This window comes from Paenibacillus sp. Y568 (assembly GCF_059445545.1).
In genome coordinates, this window is sequence record NZ_JCAIUM010000015.1 from 83,385 (window position 1) to 107,431 (window position 24,047).

Below are 24,047 nucleotides of genomic sequence, written 5' to 3' on the forward strand. Positions count from 1 at the left end.
AATGAAGACATCAAAATTAGGATCATCTGACTTATGGGTAAGTGAAATTGGACTTGGTTGTATGTCTTTAGGGACGGAAGAGACTTTAGCCATCTCATTGGTTCATGAAGCTTTGGAGCGGGGCGTTAACTTTCTGGATACATCGGATCTTTACGATGATGGTCTGAATGAAGAAATCGTAGGTAAGGCGATTCAAGGACGCCGTGATCAAGTTATTTTATCAACGAAAGTTGGGAATCGTCGTGTTCCTGGCCAGGATGGTTGGATGTGGGATCCTTCCAAGAAACATATTTTATCGGCTGTAAAAGAAAGTTTAAGACGACTTCAAACAGATTATATTGATCTATATCAACTTCATGGTGGGACATTAGAAGATCCAATCGATGAAACGATTGAAGCTTTTGAACAATTAAAGCAAGAGGGTGTTATTCGATATTATGGAATTTCATCTATTAGACCCAATGTGATTAGAGAGTACATCTCTCGTGCTAACATTGTAAGTGTGATGAGCCAATATAGTATTCTAGACCGCCGTCCTGAAGAAGAGATACTTCCCTCACTAACTGAGAATGATATTAGCATGATTGTTAGAGGTCCTGTAGCCAAGGGTATACTCTCTGATCGTGGTGATCAGAAGGTAGCTAAGGGTTATCTAGACTACAACTCAGAAGAATTACAAAAAGTTAGAGAGAAGTTAGAATCTTTCGTTCATGATGATAGAAGCATGGCTCAAACTGCGATAAGATATGTGTTGTCAGACCCAGCTGTCGCGGTTACCATACCAGGTGCAAGTTCACTAGAACAGATCCGCCACAATATAGCAGCTGGAGATGTAGCACCACTAACCGAAAATGAAATAGCAACCATTCGTGAGTTTAGTAAAGGCTCTCTGTATAAAGAACATCGCTAGGTTGAGAAAGTATAATAGACCAAACAAAACCAGATTGCCATGTCGGCAGTCTGGTTTTGTTTGGTTAGACGAATCGTGTTTCGAGGAATACAGAATTTATGAACAGCTAGTATAAGCGTTCAATATTCCGCTTATATTCTAGTAAAAGAACTTATATTAATGATTTAAACGATATGTTAATTCCTCAGATACAAGAGTTGTCGGATTGGTATGTTTGAACGTAAATAGATTGCCGTCGCGTTTCACATATTGGAGTCCGTCGCTAGACGGCATAAAAACCGTTTGTTCCCATTGTTCAAAATAATTTTGATCCTCATTAGATAGAAGTTCCTTGTATAAAGTTATGGGAGCATCAAGCTTTAGATCAATAAGAAGAAGGGTTTGTGTGACATATGGCCGGATGAGTAGAATGCCATCCTTAGCTGATACATATTCAACCGTATAATCTTCGTCTAGACCTCCTAACTTCTTTAAATCATATTTCTCTTCTACGGTACCGTTCGAACGAATCAACTTGAGGTCAGTATCATTAAGCATGAGGGTTAAACCATCTTCTTCTTTGCTAATACTCTCTGTCTGACTTCCTCCGTAGTATCTAACCAACGACTCTCTAACAAGTTTCCCATTATATATATACAGTTTATAAATATCATCACCAAAGTGAGGCTCACCGTGGATATAATTCACTTGTAAGACTACTGAGTGAACATCCGCTTGGGTCACAGACAAGTAAGCAAGATCATTAGCCCTTACGGCTGACTGCCCAATGTTATGTGGCATCTCAGAACCGATAGCCGTATACACAATCCCATTATCTTTCCGCACCCAGTACCAGCCGCCTTTCGCATCACCAGATACTGCATTAAGTATCGTATAAGATACTGTGATCTTGTTGTTCTTACTTGATTTCAAAGTCCCACCGGCCCAGTTCAATAGGTCTCTTAGTGGCAAATGGATATCACCATTTCTTTGAAGTAAAGGGGAAGACATCTGGCGGCGATGGCCATTTAGAATAGCAGTCTTGCTGTTGATTTTCCAGCTTAAAGTGCGGTTCGGACCACTTACATTCAATATACCGGACTTCTGATTATAGGACCATACTAAGTCTTGAAACATAACTGAAGCTTGTTTATACGACAGATAATTGGTGCCGTTTTTGATAAAAAAATTGTTATTCGTATGCTTTGTGTCAAATTCCCATAGAGCGGGCATAATCTCAACCGTAGGTAGAGTATTTATTGTAGTAGCGGCAGAGATAGGAGCGGTAACCTCTGCATTCACTTGTCCCGGAGATGTCCCGAGTACAGCTGTAATAGCAAGTGCTAGCAACAGCGTTTTAGTTTTCGGTAAGTAATACATTTTCTTCATAGCTTCATAGTCTCCTCCATACAATTTTATCGCTATTAAGACGCTCGATGATGTTGAATAGTTCCAATAAACGGTTAATAAAACTTAGAAACTAATTAGTAACGAGACTGTTGACAAGAGAGTACTCACAATTTAAACTAATTAAATGATAAAGATTATCATTTATAATGAACAAAATCATAAATATATAACATAGTAGTTTAAATTTTAAGGAGGATCATTCCATGGAATTATCACAATTGATTAAAGAAAGAAGATCTATACAAGTTTTTGATGACCGCGAGGTTTCACTTGATCTTGTGAAGGATCTTTTGGATACTGCTGTATGGGTTCCTAACCATAGAATGACTCAACCATGGCGCTTCATTATTGTTCATGGAGAAGCACGTAAGCGTATTGCAGAAATAAAAGGAAAACCTGGTGATGCTTCATTTAACGAGAATTTCTACAATAAAATGATGAGCGTTCCAATGTACATTGCTTTTGTCATACAAGAGAACCCTGTTATCAGTATTCGCGAAGAAGATTATTCCTCGGCGAGTTGCATCATTCAAAATTTCAGTTTACTTGCTTGGGAACAAGGGTTAGGTACGGTATGGAAAAGTTATGGTCACATGCATGAAGCAGCATACCGAAATGCATTAGGAATTCAACCTGGCGAAAGAGTCGTTGGTAGTGTTCATGTTGGTTACGCTAGTCAAATGCCAGCAGCTCAACCAAGAATTCCAGCTGCGGATCTAATTACAGTTATTGATCAAGCTTAAGATGATCAGGATTGTAAATATCAGCCTTGCTGAGTAGAGAGCCTATATTATGTTTATATATAATATAGATTCAATTCAAAGGGAGGCGTATAAGGTGTATTGGGCAATAGATACAAACCTATGGAATACAGATGTAGTGAGGCAGACTCACTACATCTGTATTCCATAGGTTTTTTTATTATATATGTGTGAGGTTTGGAATAACTCATTCAGAGGTAATACTTCATAAGAGATTGAGAGTCTATTCGATAAGTTTGAAGATGAGCAATATGTTGATCCATACCTATGGAAGATTTAAATATGGAAAAGCAAGAAGAGAAACAGAAAAACGGAGAATCTAAAAATTCCTCTTCAACTGCAAGTAAATATAAGACAGGATTTGAGTAATAACATGTCATTTACATCGGAGGTGATCCTATGAATCAAGCAGATTTTGAGGAAGCTCGTGAGGCTGAAGCCAGCTATCATAATGAACTATATAGTGAATTTGAGATCTTAGAACCAGGAACATGGATGTCTGAACCTAATCTTATTGTCATGGAGCTATTGGATCGTCTGATGGAACACAAACAAAACCTTCCTGTGCTCGATTTAGGGTGTGGTGCTGGTCGAAATACGATTCCCGTGGCTGTGCGACTTAAAGAGACGGATAGTAAGGTTGTCGGTCTAGATCTACTGAACGGAGCCATCGATAAACTTCGTGAGAATGCGAAAGAATATGGCGTTACTGATATCATTGAAGCACAAGAAGTTGATGTTGAACATGCGGATATGTCCAATGACTATTATGATTATATTCTAGCTTGCGGCTGTCTTGAGCACGTGTCTTCTGAGGAGGCTTTGATACAGGTTCTAGAGCGAATGAAGCGTGGTACGCAATTGGGGGGAATCCATTGTATTTCGATGAACACAGAGATAGAGGAAGTTGAGCAAGATACGGGACGTAAGCTAGAATCCTTAATCGAACTCAATTTACCGACGGAGAATGCTTATGCCATTCTTGAAAAAGTGTATGATGGCTGGAATATTCTTGAACGTAAAACAGTCATTCAGTCGGTTGATGAAGAGAAGTACGATACACCAACGCAGTTCCGTAGTCAATCGATTACATTTGCCGTACAGAAGATATAAGAAGTAGCGACCGATTGGTGATAACCAGTCGGTTTTTTTTGTGACTTTAACATTCCATATACAAAAGAATGTAAAACTTTCAACCTTCTCAGGTAAAATAGGATTGTTGAACTTTTGGGACAGGTATCCAAAATACATAAAATGATTGTCATCGGAGCGTGAAGAATAATGAATCTAGAGGAAAATAAAGAGATGAATCATAGCAGTGAGATATTACTACAGGAGGACTATGCCTCTGCCACAGTTGTGTCTTCAGCAGCTAATTTTATCATGAACCGAACGAAACCCTTTACTCACACGTATCGAACATATATCCGAATTCGAGAATGTGGCCAGCAGAGCTTTAAGTTCTGGCACAGCAATGCTGTTGACTCCACATGGGATACTGGATTAATTGCTTCTGCTAGTGATCTAGGAGGAGAATGGAGAATAGAAGCGGCTTATATTGGTGACGGGGGCAGCCAGTTGAATGGCGATGTAGTTGAAGGCACTCAGGTTGCTCTTACTTTTGACGGAAAATTAACCAAAACCGTTCTACCAGGTGAGAAATTTTGGAGTGATGAGGTTCACATAGCTATACCCGATGGACACTATCTATCATTTACTTGGACCATTTCTACAACTACATCTGGCAAAACCATACCGTATAACACCGAACAAATGCTAGTCACAGCATATGATGCTCCTGGAAATGTAGCTGATCAGGAATCATCCATTCTTTTTCAAAAGTCAGAGAATCAATTAGTCTTACCTAGCTATATAGGTTATAAAAAGCAGGTAGATAAAAAACTCCTATTCTTTGGGGATTCAATTACGCAAGGTGTGCGAACTGAGGTAGATGGCTATGAATATTGGGTTGCAAGAATTGCAGAAGGTCTAGGTACGTCCGTAGGGGTATGGAATCTCGGTTCAGGATGGGCAAGAGCAAATGATGCAGCTGGTCAGGGTCCTTGGTTGTATAAAGCGCAACAAGCGGATGAGGTTGTCATCGCATTAGGTGTCAATGATCTTGATATTGGTAAACGTACAGCTGAACAGCTTATTGGTGACTTAACCATGATTGTCTCTACTCTCAAGAACAACAATCCTTCAATCGAAATTATATTATGTACCGTACCTCCGTTTAACTTCACTGGTGATCAAGAGCGTGCTTGGCGAGAGGTCAACACATCTATTCGTAATGAATCCATTATAGGCGTAGATCGTGTGTTTGATATCGCTGAAGTGCTGTCTCAAGAGGCACCTAATGAACATTTAGTTAAATCTGAATATATGAGTTCGACATATGATCCCCATCCTAACGGTACAGCAGGAAAGGATGTTTCTGAAGTATTCCTTGAGTGGTATTAACAAGATTTGAATAAATGACGCTGATACAATCGATTAATGATTAATACAGTGGAAGTAGCTTCTATAGGGGGTGAATAACATAATTATATCGTTTTCGGGAATCGACGGTTCGGGTAAGACATCTCTAGCACATAAGGTAGCTGTTGAATTAAATGAAAGAGGCTATGCTGCTGAATACTGTAAACCAGATTATGTAGTTAATGAGATCATTAAAACCTTTTGCCATGAGGAATTTGGTGATGAATTCTCATATATACCCAATCTAAACGGCAGCTTATATATTTATGGGATATTGATTGATTGGATAGATACGTTAAATAAAAAATTACGTGATAATACTGGTAAGATCCTTGTGTTTGACCGTTATGTTTATGATATTTTAGCTCAAGGACTTCACTATAAGGCTAATATTCAACCCATGATTGAAATGATAAGATTCTTCCCTGAGCCAGATATAAGTTTCTTTATAGATATTAGTCCTGAAAATGCCTATGAAAGATTAACCGTTAGGTTGGTTCCTCCAATACATCAGCTAGAAAGTCTGGATAATTTAAGAGTATTAGATCAGAGCTATAAAACTATTTTTAATAGTATACCTTGGGGAAGAATCCATATTTCAGATAAAATCAATTTCAATAGTATTATGGAGAACATAATATCGAAACTTTAATGCTTCAATCATTAAAAGCTATTTCTAATCAATAGAGAATATAAATGAAATTCAAAACAATAAATGCCTTTTCTCATACAGGGCATTTATTTTTTTATGGTAATGCTCAAGGAGTAGCGTTCGCCGCACAAAGCTTAGTACTGGTTAATGATTCACTCTATTATAGATATGATACATTATATAACATAAATAGTGATATGTGCGATATTTACGTACTGAAATCCACTTGATCACTCTCGGATCATACAAAATTCATTCATTTCATATGCGTTTTAACCAATTATATCTTACGATGGTAATATTACCGTTTACATAGATTTAACCTCAATGTTATATTTAATATCATAACATTAATTATAGAATAGGAGCAAAACGCCACATGAAACGAAAATCAAAATTAGGTTTAAAGGGATATGTTGGATCAATGTTATCATTGACAATGATGGCAACTATGCTCATCAGTCCTCTCCCGAGTAGCAAGGTCTACGCAGCAGAAGCTGACACAGAGGTTAATATTTCTTTGCTAGGAACATCTGATATCCATGGTCGATTTATGCCTTGGGATTATGCCCTTGATGGTCCTAATACGACAGGAAGTCTGTCTCAGTTGTACACGATCATAAAAAAAGTACGTGCAGAGAATCCGAATACGATTCTGCTTGATGCGGGAGATATGATCCAAGATAATTCAGCAGAATTATTCAATGATCAACCTCAGTCTCCTATGATGGTTGCAATGAATGAAATGAAATATGATGCATGGGTTATGGGTAATCATGAATTTAATTTTGGACTAGATACATTGGATAAGATTTCATCACAATTTAAAGGACAAGCTTTAGTAGGCAATATTTATAAAGAGAATGGTGATCGGTTTAAACCGGCGTATACCATTATTGAAAAAGCAGGAGTTAAGGTTGGAGTCATCGGGATGAATACACCCATGATTACGGAATTCGAGAAAGGCACGGATCATTTGGACGGTATTGTCGTAAAAGATCCTGTTGAAGAAACAAAGAAGGCTATTGCTGAATTAGAAGGCAAAGTTGATGTTATTGTAGGACTTATGCATATGGGCTTGGATAACGAGAATGGAAAACCAGGTACTGGTGTGACGGATATTGCGAATGCGAATCCGGAACTAACGGCAATTTTTGCAGGTCATATGCATACATTGGTTGAATCCGAGACAGTTAATGGTGTGATTATCTCTGAGCCTAATAAATACGGTTCACATATATCTCGCATTGATCTTGCATTCACAAAGCAAGGCGATCAGATGGTATTGAAGAGTAAAGAAGCATCGGTATTAGCTGTAAAAGATGCTGATGGTAATATCGTCAAATCTGATTCTGGATTGGAAGATACGCTGAAACCTTACCATGAATTTGCACGTGCAGATGCTAACGTTGAAGTTGCAACACTGAAAGGAATGAATCTAGTTCCTGATAATGAAATCGCTGGAATTCCTGCGGTACAAATTCAGGAGACGCCGTTATCGGACTTTTTCAGTGAAGTGATGTTGCATTATAGTAAGGCAGATGTGGTCTCACACCAGATTGATAATGATAAAGCACGGTTGGATATTGGACCTATTAAGAAAAAAGATATCGCTTATAACTATCAGTTCGCATTAGGTGAGGTTACGGTTTATAAAGTTACAGGGAAAGATCTGAAGGATTATATGGAATGGTCAGCAGGTTATTTCAATTCTACCCGTCCAGGAGATGTGACGGTGAGTTTTGATAAGAAAAGACGTGCTTCTAAATATAGTACCGATGATTTCTTCGGTGGTGTAACCTATGAGATTGATCTAACTAAACCGTATGGTAGTAGAATTACGAATCTAAAGTATATGAATGGAACGGCTGTGAAGGCAGAAGATAGTATTAAATTAGGTATGAATGCTTATCGAATGGATGCCTTGAAAGCTAAAGGTGGAGCATTAGAAGGACGTAAGTTCGAGCAACTATGGTCTTCTAAAGATGCTACTGTATTTGGTGAAGTAGGGGGTACGATCCGCAATCTAGCGATTAAATATTTAAAGGAAGAAAAGAATGGCGTATATGAACCTCAAATCAATCAACATTGGAAAGTGACGGGTGTGGATACTACATCAGCGGCTCGTAAGGATGTTGTAGAGCTTATCAATGATGGTATTCTTGTTGTTCCAACAACCGAAGATGGTAAATATACAAATATAGCGTCTATAAATATTTTAGATCCGATTGTAGACAGTGAGGTTGCTGAACTCTCCAAGAAGGCAAATGTAAGTTCAGCATTGTTCTCGGGTCTAACAACCAAAGGTGAATTCTACCAGAAGTTGAATCAAGCAAGAAAAACGACTGAAGTCGTGGTTGAAGAAGAACAGCCTAAGCCAAGTCCGACGGTTGAACAACCAAGTCCGACTGTCAAAGAACCAACTACAGCGGTTAAAGAACCGGTAGTTACGAAGGTGAAACAAGCTAAAGTTACAGCTTATTTCTTGAATGTACGCGCTAATGCGTATTCAACTTCTAAGATCTATAAGGCCATTCCGAAGGGTTCAATCCTAGAAGTGTTGAATATTGAGAAATATGGTTGGGTCAAAGTACGCTTTGAAGGTAAAGATGCATATGTGTATAGCAAGTACCTAAATATGCTACCCTAAGCGAAGATTATGATAAGAAGCAATCCAGGCGAGATCCTGGGTTGCTTTTTTTCTATTAAAGGTAATGATGTATATTGTGTGAAAGTTGAATAGAATACGTCTATTACAACTAAATGTGTTACCATTAAGTTAGAAGATAGCAATAGCTTCATGGAATTATTCATGAATCCTAATAGGTTTAATAACTAGAGAATGGAGTTAAAGAATAATGTATCGTAATTTAGAAGAGTGTGTCATCGATTTGGAGAAGAATGGGCACTTAGTCCGAATTAAAGAAGAAGTGGATCCCTATCTTGAAATGGCAGCGATTCATATGAAAGTATATGAAGCCGGTGGTCCGGCATTGTTATTTGAGAATGTTAAAGGTTCTAAATTTCGAGCAGTATCCAATCTCTTTGGTACTTTAGAACGCAGCATGTTTATGTTCCGAGATACTTGGAAATCGGTTCAGAATGTTATGGCCATACGTGATGACCCTATGAAAGCATTGAAGCAACCTTTTAGAAATATTGGTAATGGACTTGCTGCGGTGAAAGCACTTCCTTTGAAGAAGTTGGGTAGTCTCGATGTTACTGCACAAGAAATTCAAATATCCGATCTGCCACAAATACAACATTGGCCAATGGATGGTGGAGCTTTCGTCACATTACCTCAAGTGTATAGCGAAGATCCAGAGAAACCGGGAATTATGAACTCTAATCTAGGGATGTACCGTATACAGCTGAGTGGCAATGAATATGAAATGAATAAAGAAATTGGTGTACACTACCAGATCCATCGTGGGATCGGAATTCATCAAGAGAAGGCGAACAAGCTAGGTATGCCTTTAAAAGTAAGTTGTTTCATAGGTGGTCCACCCGCACACACATTATCTGCGATCATGCCTTTACCTGAGGGGCTAAGTGAGATGACGGTTGCCGGCTTACTTGCAGGACGTAATTTTCGGTATAACTATGTCGATGGCTATTGTATAAGTAATGATGCTGATTTTGTTATCACTGGAGAAATCTTTCCTGAAGATACGAAACCGGAGGGTCCTTTTGGTGATCATTTGGGCTATTACAGTCTTACCCATCCGTTTCCAGTGATGAAAGTACATAAAGTATATGCGAAGCCTAACGCCATCTGGCCATTTACTGTTGTAGGTCGTCCTCCACAGGAAGATACTTCATTTGGTGAACTCATTCATGAGTTAACAGGGGATGCGATTAAACAAGAGGTTCCTGGTGTCAAAGAAGTTCACGCTGTAGATGCTGCAGGTGTACACCCGCTCCTTTTTGCTATTGGGAGCGAAAGGTATACGCCTTACCAGAAAGTCAAACAGCCAACAGAACTACTCACGATTGCTAATCGGATCTTAGGAACTGGTCAACTTAGTTTGGCTAAGTATTTATTTATTACGGCTGAAGAGAATCAACCCTTAGATACGCATAAGGAAGTAGAGTTCTTAACGTATATATTAGAGCGGATCGATCTACATCGCGATATTCATTTTCATACAAATACGACGATTGACACCCTTGATTATTCAGGTACTGGATTAAACAGTGGTAGTAAAGTTGTTTTTGCAGCTTATGGAGATAAGAAAAGGGATCTATGCATAGAAGTACCTAAGCATTTGAAATCGTTACGCGGTTATTCCAATGCACAATTAGTGATGCCAGGGATTATAGCACTTCAAGGCTCTAAATTTAACACATATGCTGAAGCGCAAGAGGAGCTTCAAGGGTTATGTGAAGCGATTCAATCCAATGGACCGATCTCTTCTTGTCCAATGATCATTCTATGTGATGACAGCTCCTTCTTGAGTGCCTCAATAGCGAATTTCTTATGGGCAACATTTACGCGTAGTAATCCTTCGCATGACATGTATGGTGTGAATAGTCATTACGAGAACAAACACTGGGCTTGTGATAATGTCATTATTGATGCACGCGTTAAGCCACATCAAGCCCCACCATTAATACCGGATCCAACAGTGGAGAGAAACATCGAGAGGTTGTTTGTTAAAGGAGCTAGTCTGGGTGGAGTACGTATAGGTTAAATCTTTTACTAGTGAATAGCGATTTGGAGAAGCCGTGAATGAACATTGTTCATTCACGGCTTTTTCTCTATGTTTAGCTATTATTTCTGTAATCAGTATTTTTTCTTTCATGGTGATACGCGACGGTTTCAGAGTGACTAATTGAATTTATATCTTTTACCATAATTCATCTCTAACTGCATAGGTCATGTGATCCAGTCTTGATAGTAATAATATGGATGACATTAATAATTTACAAATACATAGGAAAAAGTTCCTGAATGAATTATCAACAGTTTTGTGAAAGTAATTAATTGCACTAGATACTATTTTTGGTTTTTTAATTGACCAAAACCACTATTTTAGCAGGTTTTTTTAAAAAAAGAATTAAATTGAGAACAGAAATATTTAGGATATGTAGACTCTTTTAAGAAAAAAGCTAAATTATATAGGTCATAGTGCCGATAATAATTTTAGATTATTATATAGGTCATAGTGCCGATAGTAATTTTAGATTAGCAGACTAGCACGTAGACATCACTATAGGATACGGTTTTTAATGGGCTGCTCTAAAAATTGGGTAGCTCTTTTTTATTTATATAAAAAGAGGAGAAGTTACTAGATGAAGAACAAAGAGCTATTCAAGTTTAAATTTAAGATTGGCCAGAAGTTATTCGCTGTATTTTTACTCTTGGTGTTGTTATCAAGTGTAGTAGGAGGTGTTTTTTCTTATAAAACTTCTGTAAGTTCTTTGGAAACTCAATTATTAGCATCATCTGATACTCAGCTAGAACAATTAACCATGATTGTAGATAGAGTTGTAATTCCTGTTATGAAAGATACGGATATACTGGCCAGAACGTTGTCAACTCCAACGGCAGCTAACATGACTCCAGTTCAGGGAATGAATTATGCTACAAATGCTGAAGTACAAGCTATTTTAAAAGAATTTAAAGCTGTACATAACGATGATACAGAGGTCATAGGGATCGGAACTTCTGCAGGGCTATTTGCATTAGAACCGCAATCTAAGTTGGCCGATGATTTCGATACACGTACTAGGGTCTGGTTTACGAAAGCTATGGAGCATAAAGGGGAAGTTATTATTTCTGATCCTTATGTTTCTGCCGGCTCGGGCAACATCGTTATTACTCTAGGTAAAACTACGAATGATAATAAGAATGTTGTTGCTGTTAATTTATCGCTAAAGAAATATTTAACGGATACGATTAATTCGCAGAAAATAGGGCAACACGGTTACGCATACGTAGTAGATAGTACAGAGAGAATTCTTACACATCCAACAATTGAGGCTGGAACTGATTTAACAGAAGATGTAAATAATAAATTAATATTTTCGTCTACATCTACCACGGGAACAATAAAGACTAAAGTAGATGGTGAAGATGCAAGATTAATCTACAAAACGAATGAATTAACGGGTTGGAAAGTTATCGGTGTTCTATTTGATAGTGAATTAGATGAACTGAAGGTTCCTATCATCAAGAACACCGTAATTGTTATTATCGGATCGTTGGTGCTATTAATCATAGTAATCAATGTTACAAATAGACACATCATTCGTCCTATTCAAATCATTACACGGACTGCTGAGAATTTAGCGACTGGGGATATTTCACAGAATATCATTCCACTAACAACGAAAGATGAAATCGGTGACTTGTCTAGAGCGTTTCAAAAGATGACTGTACAGTTCAGACAACTCGTAAGTAATTTAACGGAAAGTACACAGGGTCTGTACCACGCTGCTGATGTACTGAATGAAGAAATTACGTCCACAGCTAGTGCTTCTTCTCGTATCTATGATATGAATAAGCAAGTTACAGACGGTTCGATTATTCAAGCAGAGAGCACTAAAGAGATATCACGTGCTGTACAAGAGAGTGCGATCGGAATAAATAACATTGCTTGTAGTGCTTCTGAAATCAGTGACATATCGGACCAAACATTCAGAACTGCAGATAAGGGAAACTCAAGCATTGTACAAACCATGTACCAGATGAATTCTATTGACGAATCCCTAAAAAGCTCTTCTGAAGCGGTCCAGTCATTAATGGATAAGGCGAAGGAAATTGGAACAATAGCAGCTATTATAAATAGTATTTCAACAGAGACTAACTTACTATCCTTAAATGCTAGCATAGAAGCGGCTAGGGCTGGTGAGTCAGGAAGAGGATTCTCTGTCGTAGCTAATGAAGTTAAGAAACTATCAGGTCAATCCGCAGAGGCATCCAAACAGATCAGTGGATTGATTACTGAGATAAACGATAAAACAAGGATAACCGTTGATTCTCTAATAAAAATGAAAACAGAAGTAAGTAGTGGTATCACAATGAGTACAAGTGTAAACACACTATTCTCAGGGATTATGGAGAATATGTCCAAACTAAATCATGAGATCCAAGGGCTAAGTGCAACATCTGAAGAGATTGCAGCTAGCTCTGAAGAGATTAGTTCATCAGCAGAGCAATTGTCCAGTATATCTAGTTCTAACTCATCTAACTCACAAAATGCACTTATAGATACTCAGACACAGAAGAACTCCATTACACGTATTAACGAACAAGTTAACATGGTGATTCAAACAGCCGAGAAGGTAAAACATGACGTACAACAGTTTAAAATCTAGTACTAGTTAGTACGGCGAAAGCCTTTACTATAAATAATTCAATGGAGGTTTTACACATGAAGAAAAAGGCAGTAGTAGCATCACTCGCATCACTAGTTCTAGTTGGTTCCATAGGAGCAACGGTATTCGCCAGTTCCTACAACACACAGGATGATAAGAAACCAGGGCAAGCTGTTTCTGACAAGAACAACAAGAACGACAAGAAAGATAAGAAAGATAAGAATCACAAGCATGATAAGGACGTTGTGAAATCAGATAGTTTATTCCAGTACTCTACAATTAATGCGCTTATGAGTGGTATATTTGATGGAGACATTACACTTAATGAAGTTGCTGAACACGGAGATCTTGGTCTAGGTACTCTTAATGGTGTAGATGGTGAGTTAACCATTCTGGACAACAAATTCTATCGTTTCGATAATAATGGTGTAATGTCTGAAGTGAGTGGTACTACGAAGTCTCCTTTTGTTGTTAGTACAAACTTCGATATTGATAAGACTGCAACGATCACTAACGTAACGAATGCAACAGATTTATCTGAAAAACTATCGGCGCAATTGGATAATAAGAATAATTTCTATGCATTCAAAATGCCAGTAACGTTATCATATCTAAAAACTCGTTCAGAAGCTAAGCAAGAGCGTCCTTACCCTCTACTTAAAGATGTATTAGCGAATCAATCAGAGTTTGAATATAAGAATGTAAAAGGAACCTTTGTTGGATTCTATACGCCTAACTATGCAGCAACAATCAATGTCCCAGGATTCCATTTCCATTTCATCAGTGATGATAAAACCCTTGGTGGTCATATCCTTAACCTAGCGTTTGATACTGCGGATGTACAATTCGATTCTATTAGTCAATTCGAAGTAGAACTTCCACAATCAAAAGAATTTGCTAACGCAGATCTAACGAAGATTGAACTTCAAGACGTTCTTGATGTTGAAGGCGATCATAAGTAATATGGTTTTGTTCTATTCATAGTATTTGCAAAAGTAAGGACCCTTATTAGATAAGGGTCCTTTTCTTTAAAATATAAGAATTTATAAGTATTTCTGCTTATAAATAGGATTATATTTCACCGCTAAACGTTTCATCGCCGCTAAAGGACGGCGATGCCGTTTATGCTTGTAGAAGTGTGTATGGATTCTCTACTCTGTCATGATTAGATGAATTTATCCCTGTGTTTAGCAGAATAGCGTCCTTCCTAGATCGCTAGGAGGTGCTATAGAATAAAGAGGTAGTTAAGAAATGATCTAGGGGGGATAAGACAATGAAGAAGAAAAGAAATTTAATGATGTTAATGTCATTGTGTTTTGTGGTATCGCTTACAGTGTCCGGTTGTGGGAACAGTAACAATAAGACTGCAGAAGAAAGTGCCAGTACAACGCCAACAACAGAGGCGAAAAAGGAAGAGACGAAGAAGATTGAACCCCTTGAAATGACAATTCGGCATACACAAGTAGGTGCAGACAAACAAAAACGTTATGCGATACTTAAAGATGTTCTGTCAAAGGTTGAAGCAGACGTGGAAGGACTGAAATTTAAACCAGACGGTGTTGAGTCGGATGTGAACCGTAAGGAGAAACTTCGTGGTGAAATGGCAGCAGGCAATCCACCAGACATCTTCGATTTATTTGGTAGCCCTGATTCCAAGGTCTATGCTAAAGAAGGCAAATTGCTTGATCTAACCCCTATCCTAGAAGAACTCGGAATTAAGGATAAATTCAGCTCATTGGATCCGTTTACGTATGAAGGCAAAATATATGGATTACCGATCGGTGGTTCGGGTGAGGGATTCTTCTATAACAAAGAATACTTTGATAGTAAGGAGCTGAAAGTACCTACAACATTAGCTGAATTAGATCAGATCCTAGAGACGATCAAAGCAGATGGTAAAGTTCCAATGGCAGGTGCCTCTAAAGCTGGATGGGTACCACTAATGCTGGCCAATCAGTTATGGTCTCGATATGCGGGAGCAGATGTAACATCCAAATTCACAACAGGCGAAGCCAAGTGGAGCGATCCCAATGTCGTTCAAGGGTTTGCTAAGTATAAGGAATGGGTAGACAAAGGTTACTTCAAAAAAGGTGAACTCGGATTTGAATATGCAGAATATACAACTCAATTTACTAGTGGTGAAGCGATTCTTCTATATGACGGAACATGGAAATCGTCTGTATTCAAAGCAGGGGAGTCCGGTGAGAAAATGATTGGAAAGGTTGGATTCTTCAATCTTCCTCCAGTTGACGGAGGTACTGGGGATCAGACATCACTTATGCGTGACGTGAACAATGGTTATGGTTTCTCTGCAGAAGTAGAGAAGGATCCACGTAAGTTAGAAGCTGTAAAGTCCTTTATTAAGAATCTATATAATGAAGAGATGCAAATTCGTGGTGTGGTTGAAGATGGCGTATTACCTGCTATGAAGATCGATGCAGCTGTACTTTCTGCAAGTATTGAAGATGATTTAATGAAACAAATTGTAGATGTTCTGAATGCTGCAGAGACTTCATTTCCTGCATTTGACTCTCTAGTTCAAGCCGATGTAACGACTGAAATCAGTAATATTCAAATTCAGAAGCTGATTGGTCAACAAACAACACCTGAGAAAATGGGAGAAGCTTTACAAAAGATTCAAGAAGAAGCTAACGCTTCTGAACAATAGAAATATAGTAATCATCTGTGTGCCCCAGGATAGAACTGGGGCACACGCTTTCTACATAATGGAAATCATCTCATAACCAATATAATGACATCTTTCCGGATGAACTCCGGGTTGGGAGGCACCTCATGAACAAAGCGTTACGAAGTCCTGTATTATACCTTCTGTTTATACTTCCCTGTCTAATCTTATTCTTTATGTTCTTCTTATACCCGATCTTTAGTGCAGTCAAATATAGTTTTACGAATTGGAATGGGGTATCAGAGGCTCCGAAATACATCGGATTTGATAATTTCACCAAAGCATTAACAGAGGAGAGATTCTGGAGTGCAGCGAGAAATAACGGATTCTTTATCCTCTTTTCCGTGTGTATTCAGGTTCCATTAATTGTTTTCTTCTCCCTCCTTATCGCTAATGTGAAGAAATTCAAAGGTTTATATAAGACGGCGGTCTTTTTACCATCCATCATGTCTACGGCTGTCATCGGTATTCTTTGGGGGTTCATCTATGAACCAAACATTGGACTTCTGAATAAGGTTATAGGCGTCTTTGGAATAGAACCCTTGTATTGGTTATCCGATGAGAGATACGCCATGCTCTCTATCCTCATTACAAACGCCTGGCAATGGACAGGATTCTATATCGTAATGGTTCTGGCAGCTATTCTCTCGATCCCTAGGGAGCTTGATGAGGCTGCAGCAATCGATGGAGCATCCGGTATACAACGTGCTTTTTCGATTACGTTACCTTTAATCAAACCTATTATATCGGTAGTCGTTATGCTCTCCATGGCCGGTGCTATGAAAGCAGCAGATATTGTTATCGTTATGACGAAAGGTGGACCCGCAGGATCTACCGATGTATTAGCAACGTATATGATTAAATATGCGATTACAAACTTTAAGTATGGCTACGGGAATACCATCGCGGTTCTAATCTTCATCTTTACACTTATCTTAACTGCTGTATACCAACTGATTGTTGCACGTCGTACTGAAAGGATTGAATACTAATGTTTAGGCTAACTAAAAGGTTGTTGCCCCATTTCATTCTTATGTCCTACTTGTTAGTTATTCTTTTTCCATTCCTCTTTGTAGTTTTCTCATCGGTCAAAAAGGATAATAACTCGATCGCTCTTAATCCGTTTGGTATACCCAAACAATTTGAATTTGGTAATTATGTAGAAGCATGGGTTAATGCGAAGATTAGCACTTATTTTTTCAACAGTATGTATATCTCTATTGTGTCTGCTATCGTATCCATTCTGATTGCTTCCATGTTTGCTTTCGCCGTGACAAGGATGCGTCATTTCAAGATTAGTCAGATTCTAGCGGCGATGATTCTAGTAGGGATGCTGATCCCTAATAATGCCTTGATGCTTCCTATTTACTTGCTTGTCAAAAAAATCGGTATTCTTAATACACACTGGGCGCTGATTATTCCTTATATAGCCAACGCACTTCCATTCTCTGTGATTATTCTGTCCGCATTTATGAAGTCTTTGCCTAGTGAAATTGAAGAAGCTGCAGTGATGGATGGCTTGTCTGCTAAGGGAATTTTTGGTAGGATTATAGTTCCTCTTACCATTCCAGCAATGGTTACTGTTTTTATCGTAAACTTCCTCGGCAACTGGAATGAATTCTTGTTGGCTAATTATTTTCTATCAGACGATGCGCTCCGAACGCTCCCCGTGGGGATGGTTCAGTTCCGTGATCAATATCAAATGAACTACGCACAAATGTCCGCTGGTATCGTATTCAGTGTTGTTCCAGTCATTGTAATCTATGCTATTCTTCAGGAAAAAATTATTGAAGGTGTTACAGCAGGAAGTGTAAAGGGATAATCCTCTAGAGAATGGAAGTTGCGTATGAATTTGCGCGTTAAGTTATTACTAGCATTCGTAATACTCATTATCGTTCCTATGTGTATCTTGGGTGTTGTCACCTTCATGGTAACCTCTAATTCTATAGAAGAGAAGTACAGCCGCCAGACGGAATATTCACTCAAAGCCATTAGTTATAGCATATCAAGTGTTTTTAAACAGATGGATAACGTTACGGATAGCGGCATTGGTACTTCTGTTTTTCATATGGCATTAAGTGGGAAGGACCCGAACAAACAAGATCTCAGCGCTACGGAACAGTTACATTTAAATGCAAGTCAGCGTAGCTTCCGGAATTTGCTCTATAATCATCCATCGATTAGTTATGCTTTCCTTTACAATTTACATCGAGATAATAATATTGTTTCTATTTTTAATAAAGAAGATTTCAAAGCTATGACATTCGATAAATTCAAACAACAACCTCTATTTAAAGAAGTAATGGATCTCAATGCGGTGCCTAAATGGCTTGCCCCTCATGAATATCCGGAAATTACAGGTACGGAGCCGGTGTTTACCCAGATCAGACTTATTAAAGAAGTTAGTACGCTCAAGAACATTGGCATTCTCGTTGTACAAATTAAGAGCTGGGATATTGAATCTATTTTTCGAAATCTATCGTTAAATCAGACCGTTGGATCCACACATTTCATGCTAGTGAACGATGATGGCTTAATCTTATTCGACCCCATGCAGTCGTTAGATGGTCAGAAAGTTCAGAACCTTATGAATCAACCTGTTCATTTCGGAGATGGGTATCAGAGTTTTAAGGCATCTTTCAATCAACATAATAGTATCGTGTCTATGTACCATCTTAAAGAATACCCTTGGAGTATTGTATCTGTTACGTCATGGAATTCCTTATCTAAGGAAACGTGGGTTTTTGCCCGCTGGTTTATTGGTATAACATTGCTGTGCCTATTGACTGCTATTACTTTTAACGTCGTATTTATGAATCGAATTACCGGTACTATTGCTGTGATTGTGCGCTTTATGCGTAGGGTAGAGGGTGGCGATTTCAAAGTTCGTGTTGAAGACAAGGGGAAAGATGAATTACATGTGTTGTCCAAGGGGTTTAATGATCTTGTAGATAAAATCAATCTTTTGTTCACACAGGTGAAAAAGGAACAGAAACAGAAGAACCAAGCTGAACTACGTGTACTTCAAGCGCAGATCAAACCTCATTTTCTATTTAATACGCTGGAATCGATCAATGTGCTAGCCATTCAGAATGAAGGGGCCAAAGTCAGTGAAATGGTCTATCGCCTAGGCAGTATTCTTAGAATTAGCATTCAAGGGAAGGAAGTTATTCCTTTAGAGACAGAAATTGAACATTTACGAAGTTATTTAGAAATACAGAAATTTCGTTTTGAGGATATTTTTGATTATGAAATAGATGTTCCCAATGATCTGCTAAAAAGAAGTATACTCAAGTTAACACTTCAACCGTTGGTAGAAAATAGTATTCAACATGGGTTTGCAGGTATTTCATATACAGGAATGATACGCATAAGTTGTTGGACTGAACAAGGAAAATTGATTCTCCAAATTGAGGATAACGGAGTTGGGATTAGTCAGGAGCAGCTTCTCGCCTTTGAATATATGCGCTCCGATCAGAGTGAAGAGATAGAAATGGCATATCCACGTAGTCCAATTGAGCATGAACGTAGAGGGCTAGGCGTACGGAGTGTCGCTGATCGAATCAGAATTCATTATGGTGATATGTATGGTTTGTTCATTTGTTCTTCAAATAACACAGGTACAATCATTCGCTGTATTGTACCCGATGATGAATGGGGGAACTCGGATGCTTAAAGTTCTGCTAGTCGATGATGAAGCTCCAATTCTGAATAATCTAAAAAAGGTCATTCCTTGGTCTGAGTTAGGGATGGTAGTCATGGGTACTGCTCGTAATGGCCAGGAAGCCTTAGCACTTTATGAGGAGCAAGTTCCGGATATTGTTTTAAGTGATATTCTCATGCCCCTTATGGATGGACTAACATTCGTTGGAGAATTGAGAAAAAGAGGTTGCTCTGCTGAGGTGCTTCTTCTTACCGGGTATCAAGAGTTTGAATATGCACGACTTGCCATTAAATATAAAGTACGTGATTACATTTGTAAGCCTATACACTATAAGGATTTGGAAACTACACTTCGTCTTATTGGTGAACAATTGATCCATAGTCGAAAGTTAGATCCACTTCAATTTGCGGCAACCCATATGCACAATCAAGAACTTAGCGAGCCAACCAAGAAATCTTCACAACATCTGATGGCAGAGGCCATTACATATATAACGAGCAGGTTAGATAAGGATTTAGGTATTGAAGAACTTGCTGGACATTTAGGGATAAGTTCTAGTTATTTCTGCCTTCTATTCAAAAACCACCTGGGTATCACATTTGTTGAATATGTAACCAATCAGCGAATTGAAGCTGCTAAATATCTGTTAACACATAGTGATAAGAGTGTTACTCAGATAGGAATTAGTCTCGGATATCATGAAAGACGTTATTTCACGAAAGTATTCCAACGTTATACAGGGATGACTCCTTCAGACTATCGTGAACAAGTTAAGATCTCTGTTAATTAATCTCGATTATGCCTATCTATTCCCAATTCCCAATTCCTGAGCAAAGGTGTGTGATCATAAATGAAAGTGTCTAACCTGACATTGGAACAGAAAATCGGACAAATGTTTATCTGTGGATTTCATGACTTGGTACCCGATGATCATATTAACAATCTGATTGAGGAATATCACATTGGTGGTGTTATTTATTTCCGTCGTAACATCGATGAAATGGAACAGGTTGCTAAGCTGTCGGCATCACTTCAGGAAGTGGCTAAGAGCAGTCAGAATTTACCGCTGTGGATTGCCATTGACCAGGAAGGCGGAATGGTTACACGGATTGATCATAAGAGGATGAGTCGGATTCCAGGAAATATGGCCTTAGGTGCAACCGCTAACCCGGAATATACATACAAAGTATCAGCTATTAGTGCTGACGAGATGACTTCATTAGGGATCAATCTGAATTTTGCACCCTGTCTTGATATAAATAATAATGCACGTAATCCCATCATAGGGGTTCGGTCATTCGGAGAGGATGCAGATCAGGTTTCTGAGCACGGTTCTGCTGCGATAAGAGCATTTCAAGAGAAAGGCGTATCAGCAGGAGCGAAACATTTCCCTGGGCATGGAGATACAAGCGTCGATTCACATTATGGGCTAGCAGAAGTCTCACATGATAGGAATCGTCTAGATACTATTGAACTAAAGCCATTCGTTAGGGCCATTCAAGATGGCGTAGATATGATCATGACCGCACATGTTATATTTCCAGCGATTGAAACAGAGCCTATTCCAGCTACTTTATCCAACGCAGTATTGACTGGCTTACTACGTGAGGAATTAGGATTCGAGGGCGTTATTATTACGGACTGTTTAGAAATGCATGCGATCACTAAGTTCTTTGGAATTGCGGAGGGTTCGGTTAAAGCAGTGGAGGCAGGTGCGGATTGCATTCTTGTTAGTCATACATGGGACGATCAGACAAATGCGATTGAAGCTGTTAAAGAAGCCGTGCTCACCGGCCGAATTGACGAAAGTGTGATTGATCGAGCCGTTGAGCGTATATTGAAATTGAAAGAAAAACGTCTACATCATATAGCATCTGGCGATACGACTCTATTTTTGGAAAGAGGTCATAAACCGCAAATTGACAGCTTACTAAATGAGGTCGCCTGTAAAAGTATTACGATTGTCAAAGATGAAGGTCAGCTTCCTCTGAATACTAGCGAATCCGTTCTAGTCATCTGGCCAGAAGTAAGACAGGAGACACAAGTGGATGAACCTTGGACAGATGTTAAAACATTAGGACAGACGTTATCGCAATACATGCAAGAGGTTGAAGAAATACGGATTAGTGCAGAGCCTTCTCAAGTAGAGATTAACCACGTTGTTCAAGCCGCAGGAATGGTCGATCAAGTGGTCATCGTGACGTATACATCTGGAAGTGACTTGCCGGAAGGTCAGCGTCGAATCGTAGAACAATTGATGCAGCAGCATCATAAGCGCCTAATTGCCGCATCAACGCGTAATCCCTATGATCTAAACGATATCCCCGACATTCCTGCATACGTATGTTGCTACGAGAATACCCCATACTTTATAGAAGCTCTAGCTAGTATTTTAACAGGGGAAAGTAAGGCTGAGGGAACTCTACCCGTAAGTTTAATAGGGAGCGTTAAGCATTAGAATAATGTGAAAGTATATTAGCATTAATTAAATATTACCAAAGAAAGAATCTGCCTGTTGTCTCAGGAAGATTCTTTTTTTCGAATAATCAGGTAAAAACTATCTCGGTTAATAACCTATTATTAGAATAAAACAAGTAATTTAAAATGTTTAAAATTGGTTGATTTCGGCTATACATAAAGTAACACTTTTTTTCAAATTATTTATAGAGGGAGGGAATGGTTTGATTCGCAAAATTCAATTAACCTTACAGACGGGTAGTCTAGTAGCCTCATTCATGTGCTGGGTGCTGATATCTTCATTAATGACATACATCCAAACAGATATACCACTAACCCCTAATCAATCCACATGGGCTACCGCTATTCCGGTTATTTTGGGTTCAATTTTGCGTATTCCGATAGGCTTTTTAACGAATCGATTTGGTGCTCGAGTGTTATTTGTTATTAGCTTTATAGCTCTTTTAGTTCCGATTTGGTATCTTTCCATTTCCGACTCATTTTTAGATTTGATGATTAGTGGCTTATTTTTGGGAATTGGTGGAGCGACATTCACTATTGGTGTTACTTCCCTTCCAAAGTATTATCCTAAAGAGAAACATGGAACAATTAACGGAATTTATGGCGTAGGAAATATGGGCACAGCGTTCACTACCTTCGGTGCTCCAATTCTAGCGAATACAATGGGTTGGAGAGCAGCCATCTACTGTTATTTGGTACTTGTTGCTGTATTTGCAATATTGAATTTTTTGTTAGGAGACAAACAAGAAACCAAGGTCAATATATCTATCAGGGAACAGTTTAGTAAAGTGTCTCACAATGAAAAATTGTGGTTTCTGAGTTTGTTCTATTTCATCACATTTGGATCGTTTGTCGCCTTTACGGTCTATTTACCGAATTTTTTTGTTAATCAATTTGCTCTGGATAAAGTGGATGCAGGATTACGAACAGCTGGATTTATTGTTCTAGCAACACTACTAAGACCTGTGGGAGGCATTCTTTCCGACAAGTTGAACCCTTTCAAGGTGCTCATGGTTGTGTTCGGTGGGCTAACCTTATCTGGTATTTTACTATCTTTCAACTTGAATATGGTGCTATTCACGATTGGATGCTTGGCTGTAGCGGTGTTTAGTGGGATTGGAAATGGAGCCGTATTTAAGCTTGTCCCACAATACTTTTCCAAACAGATGGGTATAGTCAACGGGATTGTAGCTGCAGCCGGAGGTTTAGGTGGGTTCTTTCCACCATTAATGTTGACTTCACTATACGGATTAACTGGACATTATTCTATTGGCTTCATGGCTCTTTCTGAGGCTGCTCTTGCTAGTCTGGTGATCGTATTCTGGATGTCCTTCCAAGACAAATTACAATTATCTAATGACATAATTGATTCAACTGCTGATGCCGTGATGGTGACAAATAACAAGAGCATCATCGTTTCGGTGAACCATGCTTTCACGCAAGTTACAGGTTATTCGCAAGATGAAGTCTTGGGAAAGACACCTAAGATTCTCAGTTCGGGTCAACATGATCACACTTTCTATGAATCCTTTTGGAAGGAATTATTAGAGAAAGGGCAGTGGCAGGGTGAGATCACAAATAAGCAAGCTGATGGACATCTATTTCAAGAATGGCTAACGGTTAGTGCAATCAAAGATGATCAAGATGTGGTAAAAAACTATGTAGCCATATTCAGTGATATTTCAAAGAAAAAGGAGTGATAT

18 protein-coding genes are annotated in these 24,047 nt (G+C 38.7%); 17 read left to right on the forward strand and 1 reads right to left on the reverse strand.

Going from position 1 to position 24,047, the window contains the following annotated elements:
- Nucleotide 1 precedes the first annotated feature (1 nt).
- Nucleotides 2–910, forward strand: coding sequence for an aldo/keto reductase (locus tag AC1D7X_RS19340; RefSeq protein ID WP_495475962.1), 909 nt, complete (start codon nt 2–4; stop codon nt 908–910).
- A gap of 156 nt (nt 911–1,066) precedes the next feature.
- Here AC1D7X_RS19340 and AC1D7X_RS19345 read toward each other — a convergent pair whose 3' ends face one another.
- On the reverse strand, nt 1,067–2,278 hold the full coding sequence (locus tag AC1D7X_RS19345) for a stalk domain-containing protein (RefSeq protein ID WP_495475963.1): 1,212 nt from the start codon (nt 2,276–2,278) through the stop codon (nt 1,067–1,069).
- A 224-nt stretch (nt 2,279–2,502) separates the two neighbouring features.
- On the opposite strand from AC1D7X_RS19345, the gene AC1D7X_RS19350 reads away from it, so the two are divergent.
- The 16 genes from AC1D7X_RS19350 (at nt 2,503) to AC1D7X_RS19425 (ending at nt 24,044) form a co-directional block, all read left to right on the forward strand.
- Complete coding sequence (locus AC1D7X_RS19350; RefSeq protein WP_495457440.1) at nt 2,503–3,042, forward strand: nitroreductase family protein; 540 nt, start codon at nt 2,503–2,505, stop codon at nt 3,040–3,042.
- Nucleotides 3,043–3,342: 300 nt separating this feature from the next.
- Nucleotides 3,343–3,429 (forward strand): hypothetical protein, encoded by an 87-nt coding sequence (locus AC1D7X_RS19355; protein WP_495475974.1) that lies wholly within the window; start codon nt 3,343–3,345, stop codon nt 3,427–3,429.
- 30 nt (nt 3,430–3,459) lie between these two features.
- Entirely contained in the window at nt 3,460–4,173 is a 714-nt protein-coding gene (locus AC1D7X_RS19360) for a class I SAM-dependent methyltransferase (protein ID WP_495475964.1), read from the forward strand.
- A 168-nt stretch (nt 4,174–4,341) separates the two neighbouring features.
- Complete coding sequence (locus tag AC1D7X_RS19365; RefSeq protein ID WP_495475965.1) at nt 4,342–5,523, forward strand: SGNH/GDSL hydrolase family protein; 1,182 nt, start codon at nt 4,342–4,344, stop codon at nt 5,521–5,523.
- A 70-nt stretch (nt 5,524–5,593) separates the two neighbouring features.
- The gene (locus AC1D7X_RS19370; protein ID WP_495457436.1) at nt 5,594–6,193 is read left to right on the forward strand and encodes a nucleoside/nucleotide kinase family protein; all 600 of its coding nucleotides are present in this window, start codon (nt 5,594–5,596) and stop codon (nt 6,191–6,193) included.
- A gap of 451 nt (nt 6,194–6,644) precedes the next feature.
- The gene (locus tag AC1D7X_RS19375; protein WP_495475975.1) at nt 6,645–8,843 is read left to right on the forward strand and encodes a 5'-nucleotidase C-terminal domain-containing protein; all 2,199 of its coding nucleotides are present in this window, start codon (nt 6,645–6,647) and stop codon (nt 8,841–8,843) included.
- Between the two features lie 208 nt (nt 8,844–9,051).
- A complete protein-coding gene (locus tag AC1D7X_RS19380) occupies nt 9,052–10,887 on the forward strand; it encodes a UbiD family decarboxylase (protein WP_495457435.1) in 1,836 nt (611 codons plus the stop codon).
- A 601-nt stretch (nt 10,888–11,488) separates the two neighbouring features.
- On the forward strand, nt 11,489–13,516 hold the full coding sequence (locus AC1D7X_RS19385) for a methyl-accepting chemotaxis protein (protein ID WP_495457434.1): 2,028 nt from the start codon (nt 11,489–11,491) through the stop codon (nt 13,514–13,516).
- A 56-nt stretch (nt 13,517–13,572) separates the two neighbouring features.
- The gene (budA, locus tag AC1D7X_RS19390; protein WP_495457433.1) at nt 13,573–14,478 is read left to right on the forward strand and encodes an acetolactate decarboxylase; all 906 of its coding nucleotides are present in this window, start codon (nt 13,573–13,575) and stop codon (nt 14,476–14,478) included.
- A gap of 311 nt (nt 14,479–14,789) precedes the next feature.
- Nucleotides 14,790–16,184 (forward strand): extracellular solute-binding protein, encoded by a 1,395-nt coding sequence (locus tag AC1D7X_RS19395; RefSeq protein WP_495457432.1) that lies wholly within the window; start codon nt 14,790–14,792, stop codon nt 16,182–16,184.
- Nucleotides 16,185–16,309: 125 nt separating this feature from the next.
- Entirely contained in the window at nt 16,310–17,194 is an 885-nt protein-coding gene (locus AC1D7X_RS19400; RefSeq protein WP_495457431.1) for a carbohydrate ABC transporter permease, read from the forward strand.
- Entirely contained in the window at nt 17,194–18,024 is an 831-nt protein-coding gene (locus AC1D7X_RS19405; protein WP_495475966.1) for a carbohydrate ABC transporter permease, read from the forward strand. The genes AC1D7X_RS19400 and AC1D7X_RS19405 overlap by 1 nt, the downstream gene beginning before the upstream one ends.
- Before the next feature lie 24 nt (nt 18,025–18,048).
- Entirely contained in the window at nt 18,049–19,878 is a 1,830-nt protein-coding gene (locus tag AC1D7X_RS19410; RefSeq protein WP_495475967.1) for a cache domain-containing sensor histidine kinase, read from the forward strand.
- Nucleotides 19,871–20,656, forward strand: a complete 786-nt coding sequence (locus AC1D7X_RS19415; RefSeq protein ID WP_495475968.1) for a response regulator transcription factor — start codon at nt 19,871–19,873, stop codon at nt 20,654–20,656. The genes AC1D7X_RS19410 and AC1D7X_RS19415 overlap by 8 nt, the downstream gene beginning before the upstream one ends.
- A 60-nt stretch (nt 20,657–20,716) precedes the next feature.
- Nucleotides 20,717–22,324 (forward strand): glycoside hydrolase family 3 protein, encoded by a 1,608-nt coding sequence (locus AC1D7X_RS19420; protein WP_495457427.1) that lies wholly within the window; start codon nt 20,717–20,719, stop codon nt 22,322–22,324.
- Between the two features lie 223 nt (nt 22,325–22,547).
- On the forward strand, nt 22,548–24,044 hold the full coding sequence (locus tag AC1D7X_RS19425; RefSeq protein WP_495457426.1) for a nitrate/nitrite transporter: 1,497 nt from the start codon (nt 22,548–22,550) through the stop codon (nt 24,042–24,044).
- Nucleotides 24,045–24,047: the final 3 nt, after the last annotated feature.